Below are 18991 nucleotides of genomic sequence, written 5' to 3' on the forward strand. Positions count from 1 at the left end.
GAAACCCCTTCAAACCCCCTATGGACCCCTATCATCCCTTTGGGGTCCCGTATCCGGGGGGCAGCGGGCAATGGCCACGCTTAATTCACCAGAGTGCATGAGAATTCCGGTGGCGACAAGGATCTCGAGCAAATAATGCGCCCAGTATTCAATTTTTTCGGAGGTGGAGGGGGTTCAGAGGTGGAGGGGCGGCCTTTCGGTCCGCCCCTCCACCTCTCGGGGGATCGCCAGTTGGTCTCGGGGTGGTGTCAGCCGCGGTCGGGGGCTCTCTCGATGAACGGAGCGAGCAGCCCCGGTACCGCGGTCTCTGCGAGGGCGATTCCCTGGCCTTCGGTCAGGTCGTGCACGTGGTAGACGCCTTCACCGGCGGCGGTGGTGGCGCCGAGGGTGATCAGCCCGACCCGCCGCTGGAACGGCGTCCGGGAGAACTTCCAGCCGATGATCGCCTCACGCTGATGGGCGACGGTGCGACGGGCGAACGCCCCGGAGCACATCACCAGGAAGCGGCCGCGCAGGAGATGGCCGAGGCTGTGGTAGGCGCCCACGGCGAACGCCACCAGGACCGGCACCAGCACCACACCGGTGATCACGCCGGTGATGACGAGCCAGGAGCCGAGCCACAGGCCCAGGCCCACCGGGACGGCCGCGATCAGGACCGACCAGATGAGGGCGCGGTTGATCCGGCGGCGCAGGGCCGCCCGGGGGTGCGGGAGAAGACCCTTGCGCTCGATCAGACCGGAGCCGGTCGGCAGCGCCTCGGCGGCGACCCGCAGCGCCTCGCCGCGCGGGGTGGGCGGGGTCAGGGCGCGGCGCCTGCGGTTGTCCTCCTGGTTGCCCAGGCCGCTGGCGACGGCGTTGAGCTTGGCGCCCTTGGCCCAGCGCAGCGGGATGGGCTCGACGAGTTCGAGGCCGCGCAGATGGCGTTCCTCGATGCTCACGGAGCGGGTGGCCAGCAGTCCGCGGCGGATGCGGAAGATCCCGCCGTCCTCGCGGCGCAGTTCGTAACCGGCCCAGTTCTCGATGAAGGTGGCGGTCGAGCCGATCATGCCGAGGACGACGATGAGAACGGCGGCCAGCAGGAGTCCGTACCAGAGCGGAATGGTGCCGAAGCGGTCCTCGAGGTCCTTGATGATGCCGAGGTCGAGCGGGTTGACCTGGAGCTCGCTCAGGGTGCGGTACGCACTGGCCACGGCGATGAAGACACCGCCCACGCCCCACAGGGTCAGCGGGCCGTAGCGCAGCCAGGACCAGTCCAGCCGGCTGAGCACACCGTCGCTGTCGGCCACCGGCCGGGCCTGCCCTGCGTCGCGCAGGGCGATGATCCGGCCGCGCAGCTCCAGGGCCTCGGCCTTGGTGATGCCGTCGAGGGCGAGCCTGCGCGCGGCGGCGTCGCTCTGGTCCCCGCTGTCGATCCGCAGCGTGGTGAGGCCGAAGATCCGGTGGACCGGGTTGGCGGTGAGGTCGACACCGCGGATGCGGCCGATCGGGACCGAGCGCTCGCTGCGGAAGAGCAGACCGGTGTGGAGCTCGAAGCGGTCGTCGGTGAGCCGGTAGCGGGTGGTGAACAGCCGCATCAGCCCGATGCCGCTGATGACCAGGAAGGTCACGAACAGCGAGCCGAGGGTGATGATGACCTGGAGGTTGGTGTCGCCGCCGGTGACCGCGAGGCTGACCAGGAACATCGCCACCGGTGCGGCGAGGATGGACAGGTTGACCAGGAGCAGCCGGCTGTTGAGCCGCCCCCAGTCATGGCCGGCCTCGTGGGCGGGCGGCCGCACGGTGGTGTCCGACGTCATGTGGCGTCTCCCGGGACGGCCTGGGTGGACTTGGCCAGGTGCTCGACCAGGTCCGCAGCCATCTTGTGGTCGATGCCCTTGATCTTCACCGCGCCCGCGGCGGAGGCGGTGGTCACGGTGACGCCGGAGAGCCCGAACATCTGCTGGATCGGGCCGCGCAGGGTGTCCACGGTCTGGACCCGGGAGAGCGGAACGACCCGCCACTGCTGCCAGAGCCACCCGGAGGCCGCGTAGACCGCCTCGCCGGTGGCCTCCCAGCGGTGGACCCGGTAGCGCCAGGCCGGCATGACGGCCATGTAGAGCAGCCCGGGGACCAGCGAGATCAGCGTGGCCCACATGAAGAACTCACGCGTGGGGGGAATGGAAGCCCACAGGATCCCGAAGACGAGCGGCAGAGGCAGGGCGAAGACGGCGGACTGCACGGTCCACCAGCCGATCGCACGGCGGTCGACCCGGTGCCGAGGCGGTCGGAGCCTCAGGTTGTCATGGCGTTCCACTGCTTCACCCTGCTCTTGCGTCTGGCGGGTGCCGGGGCGGGCCCGGCGGGGTTGGTGGACTATGAAATCAGGCGGTTCAGACCGACGCACCGGTGGTGGTCTGCTGCGGAAGCCGGCCGCTCGCGATGTCCTGGCCCTTCAGCTTGCGCATCTTGGCCAGCAGCACGGCGGTACGGGTCAGCACCATGGCCAGCGACATGAAGACGAAGGCGTTGGCGTAGGTGTCCTGACCGCTGATCTTGTAGTCGATGGAGAACTTGACCAGGTCCATGGTGAACCAGTGCTCGGCGCCGTAGGCGAAGAGGATGCGTCCGCTGGAGAGGACGATCCACACCAGGGCGTAGCCGATGCCACCGATGGTGTAGAGGTCACCGGACGTGGCGTCCTTGTAGGCGGGCAGCAGCACTCCGGCGATCAGACCGCAGATGACACCGGTGCCGACGCCCACGAGCTGCAGGGAGAGGTCGTTGCCCTTGGTCGGGAAGGAATCGACGAAGATCGCGATGACGATCGCCACGGCGATGACCGAGCGCACCATCCGCATCGTGGTGATGCGGCGGCGGCCGATGTCGGTCGCCAGGATGATGATCAGGATCGTGCCACTGGCGATCAGTGCGGACAGGAACTGGCTCATCTGTGGCATACGGGACGTTCTCCAAGCCAAAAAGGGTGATGTGCAGGCGGTGTGACGACTCTCCGTCCCACCTGACTCAACGCTAGAAGCGGACCGGCCGCCGCGAGACGACCGAACGGTGGGTTCTGGCTGTCAACCGTCCGGTGGACACGGTGGACACGCGTGGTAGTACTGAGCCCGTGCGCAATCACTCTCCGGGGGAGGGCTCGCAGACCGGGGCGTACTACGGTCCCGAGTCCGGCACCCGCTGGTTCGGCCTGTGGGACGGCTTCTTCGCCGTCTCCTATCTCGTCACCGCGATCCTGCTCTTCCTCTCCAGCGGCTCCCAGGCCGGCCACTCCATCCCGATCGCCGCGCTGACGCTGTGCGTGCCGTGGTACGCGGCGGTGGGCCGGACGCTGATGATCGAGGACACCCACGGCCCGCGGAACCTGGTGTTCGCGGCGGGTCTGGTGGCGCTGTTCTGTGTCACCACGGCGTTCAACCTCATCGGCGCGTTCGCGCTGTTCGCCGTCATCCCGATGCTGATCATGAGCCTGCCGATGGTCTCGGCGGTGGTGCTGGCCACGGTGGCCAATCTCTGCCCCGTGCTGGTGGTGGCGTTCATCGGGGAGGACCTGGGGCTGAGCGTCCTGGGCGTCCTGCCCATCTCGCTGCTGAGCATCGCGCTGTCGATGCTGCTGGGGCTGTGGATCAAGCGGGTGGTGCGGCAGAGCAAGGGGCGCGGGCAGCTCATCGAGGAGTTGCAGCGCAGCCGGGAGCGGGTGGCCAGGCTCTCCCACGAGGCCGGTATCTCGGCCGAACGCGAGCGGCTGGCCCGGGAGATCCACGACACCCTGGCGCAGGGCCTGACCAGCATCATCAGCCTGGTGCAGGCGGCCGAGTCGGAGGTGCGCGACGCCCCGGACCAGGCGGTGAACCATCTGTCGCTGGCCGGGCGGGTGGCCAAGGAGTCGCTCGCCGAGGCCCGTGACTTCGTGGCCGCCCTCACCCCGCCCGCGCTGCGCGGCGGTTCGCTCTCCCAGGCGGTGCGCCGGCAGGCGGAGGGGCTGATCGCCGAGACCGGCCTGGAGGTGCGGTGTTCGGTGATGGGCGAGGAGAAGCCGCTGCCGATGGCGGTGAGCGTGGTGTTGCTGCGCACGGTGCAGGAGGCCATCGCCAATGTGCGCAAGCACGCCCATCAGGCCCGTACGGTGGATGTGATCGTGGTCTTCGACCAGGGCGGCGTCCGCCTGCTGGTCCGTGACGACGGCGAGGGTTTCACCCCGGACGGCACCCAGGAAGGCTACGGGCTGCGCGGGATGCAGGCCCGGGTGGAGGAGATCGACGGGGTGGCGTCCGTGACGAGCAGCCCCGGACGGGGCACCACCGTGGAGGTGAGCGTGCCGGTGACGGCGCTGACCGGGGAGGCAGTGAGTGGCTGAGGGTACGGGCGATCCGAGCGGCCCCATCAGGGTCTTGCTGGCCGATGACCATCCCGTGGTACGGGAGGGGCTGAGCGCCATGCTGGAGTCCGCCGAGGGGATCACGGTGGTCGGGCAGGCCGGTTCCGGTGAGGAGGCGGTGGTCCAGGCGGTCGCGCTGCGGCCGGACATCACCCTGCTGGATCTGCGCATGGGCGGGATGGACGGGGTCGAGGCCACCGGGCAGATCCTGCGGCAGGTGCCGGGCTGCAAGGTGGTCATCGTGACCACGTACGAGGACGACTCCGACATCCTGCGCGCGGTGGAGGCGGGCGCCGCGGGCTATCTGCTGAAGGGCAGTTCACGCCAGGAGCTGATCGACGCGGTGCAGACCGCGGCGCGTGGCGAAACGGTGCTCACCCCGTCGCTGGCGGGCAAGCTCTTCCGCTCCCGGACGGTCGAGCCGTCCCCGCTCTCCGGCCGTGAGCGCGAGGTGCTGCGGCTGGTCGGCCGGGGGCTGACCAACTCCGAGATCGGCACCGAGCTGTTCGTCAGCGAGGCCACGGTCAAGACGCATCTCCTGCGGTCGTATCGGAAGCTCGGCGTCTCCGACCGCACGGCCGCGGTGATGAAGGCGATGGAGCGCGGGTTCTTGAGCTAGCGCGGCCGTGACGGGGCTTACCACCGCGGGGTGACGACCGCGGGTGGCCCCGCTACACCGTCCCCGTCAGGCTGAAACCCGCTACACCGTCCCCGTCAGGCTGCTGTCCGAGAGCTTCGCGGGCAGGTCACGGCGCCGCTTGACGTTCAGCTTGCGGTAGATGCGGGTCAGGTGCTGCTCCACGGTGCTGACGGTGACGAACAGCTTGGAGGCGATCTCCCGGTTGGTGTTGCCGTGCGCGGCCAGCACCGCGATCCGCACCTCCGCCTCGGTCAGCGCCTCCACATCGCGCTGCTGCTCGGCGCCCTGGCCCGGCTGGGCGGCGGCCGCCGCGAGCTCACCGGTGTCCGCGTGCCGGGGCATCAGCTCACGGCACAGCGGATCGGCGCCGCAGGTCTTGGCCACATGCCACGCCTTGCGGACGAACACCCGGCCCCGGTTGAAGTCGCCCAGCGAGCGGTAGGCGCGGCCGAGTTCGCCGAGGGCGATGGCGAGCTGGATGCGGTCGTCGCCGCCCTCCAGGATCTCGACGGCCTCCTTGAGCCGGGGCACCCGGCGCTTGAGCTCGTCGGTGCGGGCCAGGACCACCAGCAGGGCGCCGCGCAGCCGGGCGTCCTCCGGGCCCAGCCGCAACTGCTCCTCGGCCAGCGCGCGGGCGCGCTTGGGGTCGCCGAGGGCCAGCCAGGTCTCGGCGGCGTCCAACCGCCAGGGGGTCAGCAGGGGCATGTCCATCCGCCAGGCGTCCATCACCTCACCGGCGGCCGTGAAGTCGCCGAGCGCGGCCTGGTAGCGGCCGGTGGCCAGATGGCAGCGGCCCCTGGCCCGCAGGTAGAACAGCCCGGGGAGGGTCTGGAAGAGCTCGTCGGGCAGGGGCTGTTCGAGCAGCGCCATGGCCTCGTCGTAGTGCCCCATCCCGGTCTCGGCCTGGATCAGGGTGGACAGCAGCAGCCCGATGCCCACGCCCCAGCCCTGGACCGATATCCGCGACATCGCGGTGCGCGCCTGGTGCGCGGCGACCTGCAGATCGCCCTGGCGCAGCGCTATCTCGGCCCGTACGGCGGACAGCAGCGCCTGCCAGGTGGGGACGCGGCGGGCGGAGCATTCGCCCAGCAGCCGCTCGCACCAGGACAGGGCGAGGTCGAGCCGGCCGGCCAGGACCAGCGCCAGCAGCGCGATGACCAGCGGCTGGAGGGTGCTGTCGCTCAGGTGGTGGCGCTGCAGGACCCGTTCGGCCTCGATGACGGCCCGGTCGGCCTGGCCCTCGGTGAGCGCGGCGGACATGGTGGCGGCGGCGTGGGCGTAGGCCAGGTAGGCCATGTCGCGGGGGGCGCCGGTGGCCGCCGTGATGCCGGTCCCGACGGTGGGGAGGCGGTCGCGCAGCGGGGGGCTGAGCATCGTCAGCCACTGGGCGGAGGCGGAGACGGCGGCGGTCATCGCGGGGTCGTCGCCGGTGCCGGCCGAGCGGGCCAGCGCGGCGACGGCGTCGGCCGCCGCGCCCAGCCGCCCCGACCAGACGAGGTAGGAGGTGATCGGGGCGACATCGCGCGGGGCGAGCCTGCCCCGCTCCGCGTCCTCGATGAGCTCCGGCAGATGGCTCTCGGCGGCGGCCGGGCCGATCCGCCAGGCGACGCTGACCAGCCGGGCCTTGAGCGCGGTGCGCTCGGGGCCGGGCCCGCAGGCGTGGTGGGCGTGCTCCAGGCAGCGGAGAGCGAACTCCAACTCCTCTTCGACCAGGGCGAATTCGGCGGCCTCGCGCAGGACGGGGACGGTCCAGCGCTCGCCGTCCTGCCGGGCGGAGACCAACTGGCGGGCGACGTCGAGGGCGGAGGCGCCGTCGGCGTGCAGCAGCCGGGCGGCGCGGGCGTGCAGGGCGCCGCGGGCGGTCGCGGGGGTCGCGTCGAGCACCGCGGTACGGGCCACCTCGTCGCGGAAGGCGTTGTGCTCCAGGATGGCGCACTGGTGCAGGTCCTGGACGCCCTGCTGGACCGTGCTGAGGCTCAGGTCGAGGAGCTGGCCGAGCAGCCGTGGGGAGCGGGCGTCGCCGAGGACGGCGACCCCGCGGGCCACCTCCAGCACCTCGGGCTCACCCCGGTGCACACAGCCGAGGACGGCGTGGGCGAACGCCTCGCCGGGCGCGGGGCGCTGCTGGGCCTCGCCGTGCTCACCAACGGTCCGCCAGTCCTCCAGCAGGGCCCGCAGCAGCATCGGGTTGCCACCGGAGACGCGGTGGCACTCGGGGGCGAGGCGGGCGGCGACGGTGGCGGACAGGGAGCCGGACAGCGCCTCGGCCACGCCCGACTCGGTGAGCATGTGCGTCCGCATGCGGACGCAGTTGGGCTGGCGGAGCAGCTCGGCGTGGAAGGTGAACTGTTCCTGACGAAGCCGGGGGGATTCGGTGAGGACGATGAGAACCTTCGCCTGACGCACCCGGCGGGCCAGGTGGAGCAGGAATTGCAGGGACTGATCGTCACCACAGTGCACATCGTCGACGAGGACGACAAGCGTGCGATCGTCGACCATCCGCAGCAGTACCGAGGAAATCTGGGACATCACGTGCATGCGTCCCGCGGCGGTGCTTTCCAGCCCGTTTCCGTCAAGCAGTGCGATCACTTCGGAGCGCACTTCGGAGGGCATCGCGCCGTTGTCGAAAATCTTCCGGATAATCCCGAACGGAAGGTCTCTCTCGGCTCTCGAACCGGTCGCTTCCAGGAGCAACGCGCCGCTTTCGATGGCCTGTTCGGCAAAGGTGTTCAGCAGCGTGGTCTTCCCACTGGCCACCGCGCCGCTGACCAGAGCCAGCCGACCCCTGCCCTGGGTCGCGCCGCGCAGCATTTCGCGCAGGGCGGAGAGGTGGTTCTCCCATTCGAAGAGGTTTGCAGGCAAAGAATTCATCCCCCGATGAACGCCACCTGGTACCCCCGACGGACCGCCGGGGACAACAAGCGTGACGAGTGGTGTTTTCCAGTACGTCGGCCAGGTTCCTGAAGCGCCCGGGTCAGGGTCTCGACCCCGAAAGCCGCTCCGCGACGAGACTCATAATCGGCTCTTGATGCCCGGCCAAGAAGAAGTGACCACCAGGGAACACCCGGATGTCGAACGCGCCGGTGGTGTGCGACCGCCATGCCTCCGCCTCTTCAAGGCTGGTCCTGGGGTCGTTGTCGCCGGTCAGCACGGTGATCGGCGAACGGACGGCGGCGCCGGGCACGGAGCGGTAGGCCTCGATCGCCTTGTAGTCACCGCGGATCGCCGGCATCGCCATGCGCAGAATCTCCTCATTTCCGAGGACGCGGGAATCGGTGCCGCTCAGCAGCTTCATCTCGCGTACGACGCCGTCGTCATCGCGCCGGTGCACATTCTCATCGCGGTAACGGGAGGGCGCCCGGCGGCCCGACGCGAAGAGGGCGAGCGCGGAGAACTCCACGTCGGCCTCCTCCAGCCGCCGGGTCACCTCGAACGCGAGAACGGCGCCCATGCTGTGCCCGAAGAAGACGACCGGGAGATCGAGCCACGGCTTCAACTCCGCGGCGATGGCGTCCGCGTACTCGTCGATGTTCTCGATCAGCGGGTCCTGCCGCCGGTCCTGACGCCCCGGATACTGCACGCACAGGACATCCGCGGACGACGAAAGCGTTTGTGACATCGGGAAGAAGAACGACGCCGAACCACCGGCGTGCGGCAGACAAATCAGACGGGCGCGGCTCTCGGGCGCCGGATGGAAACGTCGTATCCAGACGCTGTCTTCTCGCTGTGCACCCATGCGTAGGGAAGTTCTTTCACTCGTCAGGCAATCCGTGCGGACAGACGGCAGAGCCTACCGGGCGTGCATCCAGGGCACCTCGGCACAGCACTGCCCCTCCATGATTAACACGCCCATTGATGTAGGGGGCACCCCTAGTCTAGGGGGATTCTCCTTGACCGGGATCCCGGGGCGTGCGTGACTGTCTCGCGCTCTTGCTGAGCGCCTCCGCCAGATCGTCCAGGGCGTCGACGAGTTGCTCGGCGTCGCGCAGCGCCACCCCTGGACGGTCCCCCGCCTTCTGCCGCCACCGCTCCAGCGACCGGTGCACCGGCTCCCAGTTCAGCGGCCGCCGCTCTCGTACCGCCTCGACCGCCTTCGGCATCGCCTGCCGCAGTGCCGCGGCGAAGTCCCCGGCCCCTTCGGACGGCGCCGCGTCGCGCTCCGGCAGATGCGCCTCCAGCAGCATGACGACTCGTCCCATCGTGGACAGCGCCGTCTGCGCCGCCCGCGCCGCGCGCCGCGACAGTCCGCGATGGCGCACCGGTTCCCGGTGGGCCTGTGACTCGCTCTGCTCCCAGGCCGCCCGCGCCGCGCGGGCGTCCAGCAGGGCGTCCCGCACCTGGCGGGGGCGGCGGTCGGCGGGGCGGGCGTAGGCGTCGAAGACGGCGGTGGCGAAGGCGCCGTTCGCGGTCAGCCAGTCCGCGAGCCGGTCCCGCAGCCGCGGTGTCTCCCAGGCGGGGAAGACCGCGTACGCGACCATCGCCAGCACCCCGCCGAGCAGGGTCAGCGCCACCCGCGCCTGCACGGTCTGATCCCATGCCTCACCCGCGATGCTGAGCAGGAAGACCACATACGCGCTCACGCACGCGGAGGTCACGATGAAACCGGTGCGCAGCAGCAGGTACATCGCCAGGACGCACACCACGGCCAGCCCGGCGCTCAGGTAGGAGCCGGGGTGGACCAGTGCCACCACCCCGCCGCCGACCAGCACACCCGCCAGAGTGCCCAGGAAGCGGGCGACGCCGCGGGAGTACGTCTGGGCGAAGTCCGGCCGCAGGACCATCGTGGAGGTCAGCGGCGCCCAGTAGGAGTGCCCCAGCGGCAGGGCCGTGCTCAGCAGATAGCCGCTGACGTCGACCGCGCACAGGCGCACCGCGTGGCGCAGCACCGGCGAGGACCAGCGGGCCTCGCGGCGGATGGAGCGCAGCGCCATGGCCACGGTGCCCGGGATACCGGGGCGGGGCAGGAAGCGGTGGACCGTGCGGCCTTCGGCGGACACCTCCTCCACCGGCTCATCGGACGCCTCCACCACGTCCGCCACCAGCGACATGAGCCGCAGCGCGGCACGTTGGGCGGCACCGCTCAGCTTCGGCCCGTCCTCCGGCATCCGCAGGACGGACATGGCGTCGGAGGGCACCCGCACCGGTGTGCCGTGGCGGATGGCGTGGGCCACCGCGTCCAGCACGGTGCCCGTAGCGGCCAGCAGTTCCCGCACCCGGTCGCGCTCGGGCCCCTCCTCGGGGGCGCCGACCACCGGGTCGGCGAGCGAGGCGAGCACCGGGCGGATCCGCTCGGCCAGCAGCCGGTAGCCGCGTAGCTGCCGGGGCCGCCGCCGGGCCTGACGTGGGCTGAGGGCGGCGGCGCTGCGGGCCTCCATCAGCGGCTTGGGGTCGAAATGCGCCACCGGCTCGTAGCGCAGTCTGCGGGCGTAGTCCGCGACGGCGGCGAGCGCGTCCGCGAGGGCGTCGCGCTGCACGCCCCACGGGCGTACCGGAAAGAGCACGATCAGCGCGGCCTGCACCACGCCGCCGAGGCCGACCAGCAGGGCGTGCCCCAGGGCGCCCAGGATCGAGGTCGGGAGGGTGACCGTGATCAGCATGACGGCCACCATCTGGGTGGAGACCAGCCCGGAGACCGGGCCGACCGCCCACGCCATGCCCGACATCAGCGTCCAGACGGCGAGCATGATGACGAAGGTGAAGGTGTGGGCGGCGGCCAGATAGCCGAGGAAGGTGCTCACCGCGAGACCGGTCGCGGCGGCCAGCGCCAGCCAGGGGCGGGGGCGCCAACTGCGCTGGAAGGTGGCGACCCCGGCGGAGAAGGCGCCGAAGGCCGCCGAGACGGCGAGCGTCGGCGAGCCGAGCCACAGCGCCATCCCGATGACGAGCGCGACCCCGCATGCGGCACGGATCGCGACCAGCGGCTCCGTCCTGGTGCGCTCGATCGCAAGGCCGGTCCGGGCGGTCTCCTTCAACGCGTGCGACCAGGTCATACGGCGAGACTACGGGGTGGCCCCGGGAGAACTGAACCAACCGTTCCGCTGTGGATTCCCCCGGGTCCGGCCTCTGGCGGGGATCAGTCCCCGGGCTCGCAGTCCACCTTGAGGAGCTGGAGCGGCCGGCTGCCGTCGAGGTCCACATACGCGGTGAAGGTGCGGGTCTTCGGCGCCTGGCCCCAGCGGGTGGTGATGGTCGCCCAGCCGACCCGCGCGGACTGGGCCGTGGTCACCTCGCCGACCTCGATGTCCCTCGGCTGGTTCTGCGCGCACAGCAGCAGGTCGAAGTCGGGCGTCTGGGCGGCCTGCTCCTTGAGCTGGTCCGAGACCAGGTGCTCCCGCTCCCAGGCGCGCGGGCCGTGGTTTCCGTAGAAGCCCTCCAGGAAGTGGTGGATCTCCTCGGCGGTGTAGCGGCCGTTCGGGTCGGTCTGCGCGGCGGCCGAGGCGGGCGACCCGGCGGCCAGCGCGAATCCGAGGCCGAGCGCGGCCACACAGCCGCCGGCCACCGCGGCACGGGAGCGAAGTGAGCGCATCACAACAGACATGACAAATCCCCCTGTATACAGTCTTGCGTTGATGATTCGCCCCTTATACGGGCGAGCACACAAGAAGACCCTTCAGCCCCGCGAATGGTTGCCTCAACTGTCCCTGGGACATGAGAACTTCCCCTGCGGCCCCCAGTGCGTCGCCCGCCCGGCCGGATTCTGGGTGAAGGCGCCGCAGTAGAGCACCGGCTCCGAGCCCCGGTCGGTGTGGTGCAGGATCACCAGCGGCTTGTCCCGGGGCACCGAGCGGCCCCGCCCGACGTCCAGATAGCCGCTGGCACCCTGCTTCCGGATGCCGTTGTCGAGACCGATCTGCACATTGGAGCGCTCCACGTTGTCGGTGCTGCGGAAGGCCCGGTTGGCCGCCTCGGCCAGCAACTGCATCGCGTCGTACGCCAGGGCGGCCCGCCCGTCGTCGCGCCACAGGTCATGGGATCCGAAGTCCCTGGCGTAGTCGGCGTTGAACTTCTTGGCGATATCGCTCAGCCGCGGATGGCCCGCGGGCAGCACATGGACGGTGTGGTACAGCCGCAGCCAGGGCCGGTCCGCGTACTCACCGGCGAGGGCGGCGGTGGTGAGGTCATTGCCGCCGAGCACCGTCAGCTTTCTGCCCTCGCACGCGGTGTTGTCCCCGAAGTCGTCGAGGAACGCGCTGAACTGGAGGGCGCGGGAGGCCCAGTAGACGACCGTACGGGGGTTGGCGATGACCCGCTCGCACACCGCGTCGGCCAGCTCCCCGATGCTGTCCTTACGGGCGACACCGTCCTGCCCCGGCCCCTCGGCGATACCACCGGACCGGCCGCCGGGGGTGTACTCCAGGGTGAACGGCCGGGCGCCGAACCGCCCGGCGAACAGCGTCCCTATCTCATCGCTGTACAGATCCCGGGGGTCCTTGACGACCACGGCGGCGCGGGCCGGGGAGCAGCTCCCGGTGCCGTCGTCCATGATGTTGCCCCGGCGGGCGAAGTCGGCCTCGATCGCGGCCTCACGGCTGTCGGTGGGCGCGACCCTGCGGTAGTACCCGTTCACCTGCATCAGATCCGCCGTGGCCGTGGTGCCCACGACCGGGATCCGCGCGCCGCCCAGGATCCGCACGGCCTCCTGGGTCTGCATCAGGCTCTTGGAGAAGCCCACCACCCCGATGATCCCGGAGCCCTTCTTCCGGGCGTCCTCGGCGACCTGGCGGGCGATGCTCGGCGCGTGTCCGAAGTCGCCCCCCGCGTTACGGCTGTCGACGCGCAGCCACACCTTCTGGGAGTCGTTGCGCGCCTCGTCGTTCAGCGCGCGCTGGGCCAGTGCGATACCGCGCAGCTCGGGCACCGCCGCGTTGTACCGCTGCCCCTCCGGGTCGGCGGCCACGTCCGAGCCGATGTGCACCACCGTACGGGCGGTGCCGTCGCCGTCCCCGACCTCGCGGTCCACCCGTGCGTTCTCCTCGCGGATCAGCCGCCGGGCGTCCTCGTACTGCTTCCGGGGCGAGTCCGTGCTCAGCTCGGGCCGGCCCGCGACGACCTCGCTGGACGCCCCGCCCAGACAGCCGCGGTCCGGCTCGTCCGTGACCCGGTCCAGCAGCCACACCCCCGGCGCGCTCAGCAGGGCCGCCACCACCACCCCGGTCAGGGTCAGCTCGGCGGCCGGGCCGAGCCGGAAGGTGCGCGGCGAGACGGGGTCGAGGTCCAGCCCCTCCGACTCCGACTCCGGCACGGGCGCGGGCAGCGCGGCCCGCAGCGGCCGGGGCGCCCGCGACGGCATCCCGCTCGCGCCGCGCAGCCTGGCGGCCGCACGGCCCAGCCCGCCGCTCTCCCCCGCGGCCGCCCCGCCCGCCGGGGACGAGGCCGCCCCGTCCGCCCGGGACACGCCCGCCCCGCCCGCCGGGGACACGGCCACCACCACGACCGCCGCGCACCGGGTGTCCCGGGCGGCCTCTCCGTACCGCTCCAGGAAGCGCTCCCCGGCCGCCGCACCGGCGGCGTCCTCCGGCAGCTCCAGCAGAAAGACACACCGGGTGCGCCGCCGGCGCCGCCAGGGCGAGATCCGGCCCGGCCGGGCCGCGCGCCGCAGATCCGCCAGCAGCGCGTGCAACAGCAGCTCCTCCCACCGGCCGACCGCCGCCTCCCGGTCCCGTCCGCGCTCGGTGCGCAGCAGCCTCGCGGCGATCTCGAAGAAGTCATCGGCGGTGCGGCCATGGTTGATGCGCCGCCAGTCGGCGTACCAGCCGCGCCGGGTGGAGCGCAGCAGCAGGCGGGTGCGGCGCCGCCCCCACCACCAGCGCGGCAGCAGTTGGCAGAGGGGGCGCATCAGCAGCCGGCGCAGCTCCGCGACCCACCCCGGCCCCGTCGTGCCGCCCTCCGCGCTGTCGCCGCCGAGCGTCCATAACGCCCGCAGCAGTGGCCCTCGGGCGATCCGCTGTGCGTAGCAGTGGTCGCGCAGCGCGCGGCCATCCGGCTCGGGGGCCCGCGGATCCAGCGCCAGCTCGACGATGTCCCGCGTCAGGAAGAAGTCGGTGAGCCGCAGACGGCCGGTGCGGCGGGGCACATCGACGCACAGCTCGCGGCCGAGGTCGAGCGTCAGCGGCCGCCGACCGGCGGCGTCGCGGATCTCATCGGGGCCGAGCACCGCGTACGGCACCCGCTTGGCGCCGTCGGGATAGAGCATCCGGCGCAGCCCCCGCATCGCCTGATGGGCGTGGGCCGCCGCCCGCTCGCCGTCGGCGAGCAGCAGCACCGGCGGGAGCAGATCCCGCCCCTTGGCCTTCCGGTCCCGAGGCACCACGGCGCCCTTGAGCGCCTCGATGAACTCCTCGGCCCCTTCTCCCTCCGTGAACCCCGGCATGCCGCCACCCCCGATTTCCCCCGTTTTCTCCGTGGGCCTGGGATCCCCGGCCCCCGAGACGGCGAAACCCCCGGCCGGACCGGGTCCGGCAGGGGGCGGGGGAAACCACTCAAACGTGCGAATCACACGTCACATACGCCTCAGTGGTTCTTCATCTACGCCTCAGTGGTTCGTCGCCCGCGCCTCAGTGGTTCGTCGCCCGCGCCTCAGTGGTTCTTCGGGAACCCGAGGTTGATGCCGACCTCCTCCGACGGCTCCGGCCAGCGGGTGGTGACGACCTTGCCGCGGGTGTAGAAGTGCACCCCGTCGTTGCCGTAGATGTGGTGGTCGCCGAAGAGCGAGTCCTTCCAGCCGCCGAAGGAGTGGTAGCCCACCGGCACGGGGATCGGCACATTGACGCCGACCATGCCCGCCTCCACCTCGAGCTGGAAGCGGCGGGCGGCGCCGCCGTCGCGGGTGAAGATGGCCGTGCCATTACCCCACTTGGAGCTGTTGATCAGCTCGACGGCCTCGTCGTAGCTCTCGGCGCGCACCACGCACAGCACCGGGCCGAAGATCTCGTCACGGTAGGCGTCGGCCGTCGGCGGAACCTTGTCCAGCAGCGAGACGCCGATGAAGAAGCCGTCCTCATGGCCTTCGACGCTGTACCCCGTGCCGTCCACGACCACCTCGGCGCCCTGGGCCGCGGCCCCGTGCACATAACCGGCGACCTTGTCGCGGTGCTCCTTGGTGATGAGCGGGCCCATCTCGGAGGCCGGGTCGTTCCCGGGGCCGATGCGCAGCTTGGCGGCCCGGTCGGCGATCTTCTTCACCAGGTCGTCGCCGATGTCGCCGACCGCGACGACGACGGAGACCGCCATGCAGCGCTCACCGGCCGAGCCATAGGCCGCGTTGATGGCGTTGTCCGCGGCGAAGTCCAGGTCCGCGTCGGGCAGCACCAGCATGTGGTTCTTGGCGCCGCCGAGCGCCTGCACCCGCTTGCCGTGCTCGATGGCCCGGGACTGGATGTACTTCGCGATCGGCGTGGAGCCTACGAAGCTGACGGCCGCGATGTCCGGGTGCTCCAGCAGCCGGTCGACGGCCACCTTGTCGCCGTTGACGACATTGAGCACCCCGTCCGGCAGCCCCGCCTCGGTGGCCAGCTCGGCCAGCCGGCGGGAGGCCGATGGGTCCTTCTCGCTCGGCTTGAGGACGAAGGTGTTGCCGCAGGCGACGGCCACCGGGAACATCCACATCGGCACCATCGCCGGGAAGTTGAACGGCGTGATGCCGGCGACCACACCGAGCGGCTGGCGGATCGAGGACACATCGACCCCGGTGGAGACCTGGGTGGACAGCTCGCCCTTCAGCTTCTCGGCGATCCCGCAGGCCAGCTCCACGATCTCCAGACCACGGGCCACCTCACCCAGCGCGTCCGAGTGGACCTTGCCGTGCTCGGCGGTGATCAGCTCGGCGATCTCGTCGCGGTGGGCGTCCAGCAGCTCGCGGTACTTGTAGAGGATCGCGGTGCGCTTGGACAGGGACACCGTGCCCCAGGAGCGGAACGCCTCCTTGGCCGCGGCCACGGCCACATCGACCTCTTCCACGGAGGCCAGGGCGACCTGGGTGTCCTGAGCGCCGGTGGCGGGGTTGTAGACCGGGCCGTACGCGCCGGTCGCGCCCTCGACGGTCTTTCCGCCGATCCAGTGGTTGACGGTCTTCATGGGTGCGTGAGCCTTTCTCTCGAAAAACGTCAGAAACGTCAGAGGTGGCGGCGGCGTGCGGCGGCCTGCCGGTCGTAGTCCTCGCGGGCCTTCACGGCGGCCGGACGGGTCGCGGTCTGGGCGACAGGCACATCCCACCACGCCTGTGCCTCGGGTGCGCCGGACACTGTGTCGGCCGTTTCGGTCTCCACATAGACACATGTGGGCCGGTCCGAGGCGCGCGCCGCGGCCAGCGCCTCGCGCAGCTCGCCCACGCTCTTCGCGCGCAGCACGCCCATGCCCAGCGAGGCGGCGTTGGCGGCCAGATCGACCGGGAGCGGATCGCCGGTGTACTGCCCGTCGGCAGCCCGGTAGCGATAGGCGGTGCCGAAGCGCTCGGCGCCGGTGGTCTCCGAAAGACCGCCGATCGAGGCGTAGCCGTGGTTCTGGAGCAGCACGATGTTGATGTTGATGCCCTCCTGGACCGCGGTGACGATCTCGGTGGGCATCATCAGATACGTACCGTCGCCGACCAGCGCCCAGACCGGGGTGCCGGGCGCCGCGAGCCGTACGCCGATGGCGCCGGGGATCTCGTAGCCCATGCAGGAGTAGCCGTATTCGAGGTGGTACTGGCGCGGGGAGCGGGCGCGCCACAGCTTGTGGAGGTCGCCCGGCAGCGAGCCCGCCGCGTTGATCACCACGTCCTCGTCGCCCACGACCGCGTCCAGCGCGCCCAGCACCTGGGTCTGGGACGGCCGGGCACTCTCGTCCCCGGCGGCGTACGCGGCGTCCACCCGGCGCTCCCACGCGGCCTTGCCGGTGCGGTACTCGGCCTCGTACGTCTCCTCGACCCGGTGCCCTGTCAGCTCGGCGGTGAGCGCTTCGAGCGCGGCGCGGGCGTCGGCGACCACGGTGGTGGCGCCCAGCTTGTTGGCGTCGAACGGCGTGATGTTGAGGTTGAGGAAACGCACGGCCGGGTCCGCGAACAGGGTCGCGGAGGCGGTGGTGAAGTCGCTGTAGCGGGTGCCCACGCCGATGACCAGGTCGGCGGTGCGGGCGAGGTCGTCGGCGACGGCGGTGCCGGTGTGGCCGACCCCGCCGATGTCGGCGGGGTGGTCGTAACGCAGCGAGCCCTTGCCGGCCTGGGTGGAGGCCACCGGGATGCCGGTCGCGTCGACGAGCGCGCGCAGCGCGTCCTCGGCCTCGCTGTGGTGGACCCCGCCGCCCGCGACGATCAGCGGCCGGCGGGCGGCGCGGACCGCCCGCGCGGCGGCGGCCACCTCGGCCGCTTCGGGGGCGGGGCGGCGGACATGCCAGACCCGGTCGGCGAAGAACTCCTCCGGCCAGTCGAACGCCTCGGCCTGGACGTCCTGCGGCAGGGCCAGGGTGACGGCGCCGGTCTCGGCCGGGTCGGCCAGCACCCGCATGGCCTGCAGCGCGGCCGGGATCAGCGCCTCGGGGCGCATCACCCGGTCGAAGTAGCGGGAGACCGGGCGCAGCGCGTCGTTCACCGAGATGTCGCCCGCGTACGGGACTTCGAGCTGCTGCAGCACCGGATCGGCGGGCCGGGTGGCGAAGATGTCGCCGGGCAGCAGCAGCACCGGCAGCCGGTTGACGGTGGCGAGCGCCGCGCCGGTGACGAGGTTGGTGGCGCCAGGGCCGATGGAGGTGGTGACGGCCTGGGCGGCGAGCCGGTTGTTCTGGCGGGCGTAGCCGACCGCGGCGTGCACCATCGCCTGCTCGTTACGGCCCTGGAGATATGGCATGGTGTCCGGCCCGGACTCCAGCAGCGCCTGGCCGAGCCCGGCCACATTGCCATGGCCGAAGATGCCCCAGGTCGCGTTGATCAGGCGATGCCGCTGCCCGTCCCGCTCGGTGTACTGGTGGGCGAGGAACTCCACCAGCGCCTGGGCGACGGTCAGGCGGCGCACTGCCGAAGCGGTCATCGTGGGTCTCCAGCGGGTGCGGAATCGGGTGCTTGATAGAGGGGCAGCCGGGGGTCGACGGGCTGGTCCGGCCAGGTGGAGCGGATCCAGCCGTGGTCGGGGTGGTCGCAGATGAGCCAGGCGCGCTCCTCCTCCGGGCCCGCCATGACGTTGAGGTAGTACATGTCATGGCCGGGGGCGGCGATGGAGGGGCCGTGCCAGCCGTCGGGGATCAGGACGGTGTCCCCGGAGCGGACCTCGGCGAGCACGTCGGTGCCGCGGCCGTGGCCCGACGGGGAGACCCGCTGATAGCCGATGCCCTCGTTGCCGTGGGCCTCGGCGATCTCGAAGTAGTAGATCTCCTCCAGCTCGCTCTCCTCGCCGGGGCGGCACTGGTCGTGCTTGTGCGGCGGGTACGAGGACCAGTTGCCGCCCGGGGTGAGCACCTCGACGGCGATGAGCTTGTCGCATTCGAAACTGCCACCTGATTTTCCGCCTCCGGCGGGGGCGGCCGCGGCGAAGTTGTTCACCTGACGCGAGCAGTTGCCGCTGCCGCGCAGCTCGACGGGGACGGCGGAGGCCGGTCCGTAGCGCGCGGGCAGCCGCCGCTCGCAGCGGGCGCCGGTGAGCGCGAAGCGGCCGCCCGCACCGCTGGCGATCTGGGCGTGGGAGTCGCGCGGCAGGTAGACGAAGTCGCTCACCCCGCTGAACACGCTCTCGCGGCCGTGCAGTTCGAAGGCCTCGCCCTCGGCGATCACGGTGCAGCCGCCGCTCAGCGGCAGCACGATCCACTCGCTGTCACCGGTGGCCAGGGAGTGCGAACCGCCGGGCGGCAGCTCGAGAACCCGCAGGCTGGAGTAGCCCCAGCCGGCCCGCTCGGGGGTGATGTCCACGGCGTAGGGGCCATCGGCCGCCTTGCCGGCCTGCACATGGAAGCCGGGGAACGGATCAGTGGTGGTCATGGCGTGAAGTCTCTGCCTTCCGTAGCGTCACGTCTCGTAG

13 protein-coding genes are annotated in these 18991 nt (G+C 71.4%); 2 read left to right on the forward strand and 11 right to left on the reverse strand.

Annotated features, from left to right (window positions below; genetic code table 11):
• Window positions 1-248 precede the first annotated feature (248 nt).
• The 3 genes from STRVI_RS37575 to STRVI_RS37585 all read right to left on the reverse strand — a co-directional run bounded on the left by STRVI_RS37575 (window position 249) and on the right by STRVI_RS37585 (window position 2936).
• Entirely contained in the window at window positions 249-1796 is a 1548-nt protein-coding gene (locus STRVI_RS37575) for a PH domain-containing protein (RefSeq protein WP_014060793.1), read from the reverse strand.
• Window positions 1793-2293 carry a PH domain-containing protein gene (locus STRVI_RS37580; RefSeq protein WP_014060794.1) on the reverse strand — a complete coding sequence of 167 codons (501 nt, stop codon included), beginning with the start codon at window positions 2291-2293 and terminating at the stop codon, window positions 1793-1795. The genes STRVI_RS37575 and STRVI_RS37580 overlap by 4 nt, the downstream gene beginning before the upstream one ends.
• A 76-nt stretch (window positions 2294-2369) precedes the next feature.
• A complete protein-coding gene (locus STRVI_RS37585) occupies window positions 2370-2936 on the reverse strand; it encodes a hypothetical protein (RefSeq protein WP_014060795.1) in 567 nt (188 codons plus the stop codon).
• A gap of 170 nt (window positions 2937-3106) precedes the next feature.
• Between STRVI_RS37585 and STRVI_RS37590 the strand changes: the two genes are divergently transcribed.
• Both STRVI_RS37590 and STRVI_RS37595 read left to right on the forward strand, forming a co-directional pair.
• Window positions 3107-4351 (forward strand): sensor histidine kinase, encoded by a 1245-nt coding sequence (locus tag STRVI_RS37590; RefSeq protein ID WP_014060796.1) that lies wholly within the window; start codon window positions 3107-3109, stop codon window positions 4349-4351.
• Window positions 4344-4991 (forward strand): response regulator transcription factor, encoded by a 648-nt coding sequence (locus STRVI_RS37595; protein ID WP_014060797.1) that lies wholly within the window; start codon window positions 4344-4346, stop codon window positions 4989-4991. Before STRVI_RS37590 ends, STRVI_RS37595 begins: the two co-directional genes overlap by 8 nt.
• A gap of 81 nt (window positions 4992-5072) precedes the next feature.
• Here the strand turns inward: STRVI_RS37595 and STRVI_RS37600 are convergent, their stop codons facing one another.
• From STRVI_RS37600 to iolB, 8 genes are all read right to left on the reverse strand, one after another.
• Window positions 5073-7883: a helix-turn-helix transcriptional regulator gene (locus STRVI_RS37600; RefSeq protein WP_014060798.1), complete on the reverse strand. Its 2811-nt coding sequence runs from the start codon at window positions 7881-7883 to the stop codon at window positions 5073-5075.
• Between the two features lie 103 nt (window positions 7884-7986).
• The gene (locus STRVI_RS37605; RefSeq protein ID WP_014060799.1) at window positions 7987-8748 is read right to left on the reverse strand and encodes a thioesterase II family protein; all 762 of its coding nucleotides are present in this window, start codon (window positions 8746-8748) and stop codon (window positions 7987-7989) included.
• Window positions 8749-8887: 139 nt separating this feature from the next.
• Window positions 8888-11002, reverse strand: coding sequence for an FUSC family protein (locus STRVI_RS37610; protein ID WP_014060800.1), 2115 nt, complete (start codon window positions 11000-11002; stop codon window positions 8888-8890).
• 83 nt (window positions 11003-11085) lie between these two features.
• Complete coding sequence (locus STRVI_RS37615; protein WP_014060801.1) at window positions 11086-11550, reverse strand: hypothetical protein; 465 nt, start codon at window positions 11548-11550, stop codon at window positions 11086-11088.
• A gap of 93 nt (window positions 11551-11643) precedes the next feature.
• Entirely contained in the window at window positions 11644-14382 is a 2739-nt protein-coding gene (locus STRVI_RS53160; RefSeq protein ID WP_014060802.1) for a hypothetical protein, read from the reverse strand.
• Between the two features lie 206 nt (window positions 14383-14588).
• Window positions 14589-16085: a CoA-acylating methylmalonate-semialdehyde dehydrogenase gene (locus STRVI_RS37625; protein WP_014060803.1), complete on the reverse strand. Its 1497-nt coding sequence runs from the start codon at window positions 16083-16085 to the stop codon at window positions 14589-14591.
• A gap of 38 nt (window positions 16086-16123) precedes the next feature.
• On the reverse strand, window positions 16124-18010 hold the full coding sequence (gene iolD / locus STRVI_RS37630; RefSeq protein WP_014060804.1) for a 3D-(3,5/4)-trihydroxycyclohexane-1,2-dione acylhydrolase (decyclizing): 1887 nt from the start codon (window positions 18008-18010) through the stop codon (window positions 16124-16126).
• Complete coding sequence (iolB, locus tag STRVI_RS37635; RefSeq protein WP_014060805.1) at window positions 18007-18951, reverse strand: 5-deoxy-glucuronate isomerase; 945 nt, start codon at window positions 18949-18951, stop codon at window positions 18007-18009. The genes iolD and iolB overlap by 4 nt, the downstream gene beginning before the upstream one ends.
• Between the last annotated feature and the right edge of the window lie 40 nt (window positions 18952-18991).

This window comes from Streptomyces violaceusniger Tu 4113, assembly GCF_000147815.2.
Lineage (GTDB): Bacteria > Actinomycetota > Actinomycetes > Streptomycetales > Streptomycetaceae > Streptomyces > Streptomyces violaceusniger_A.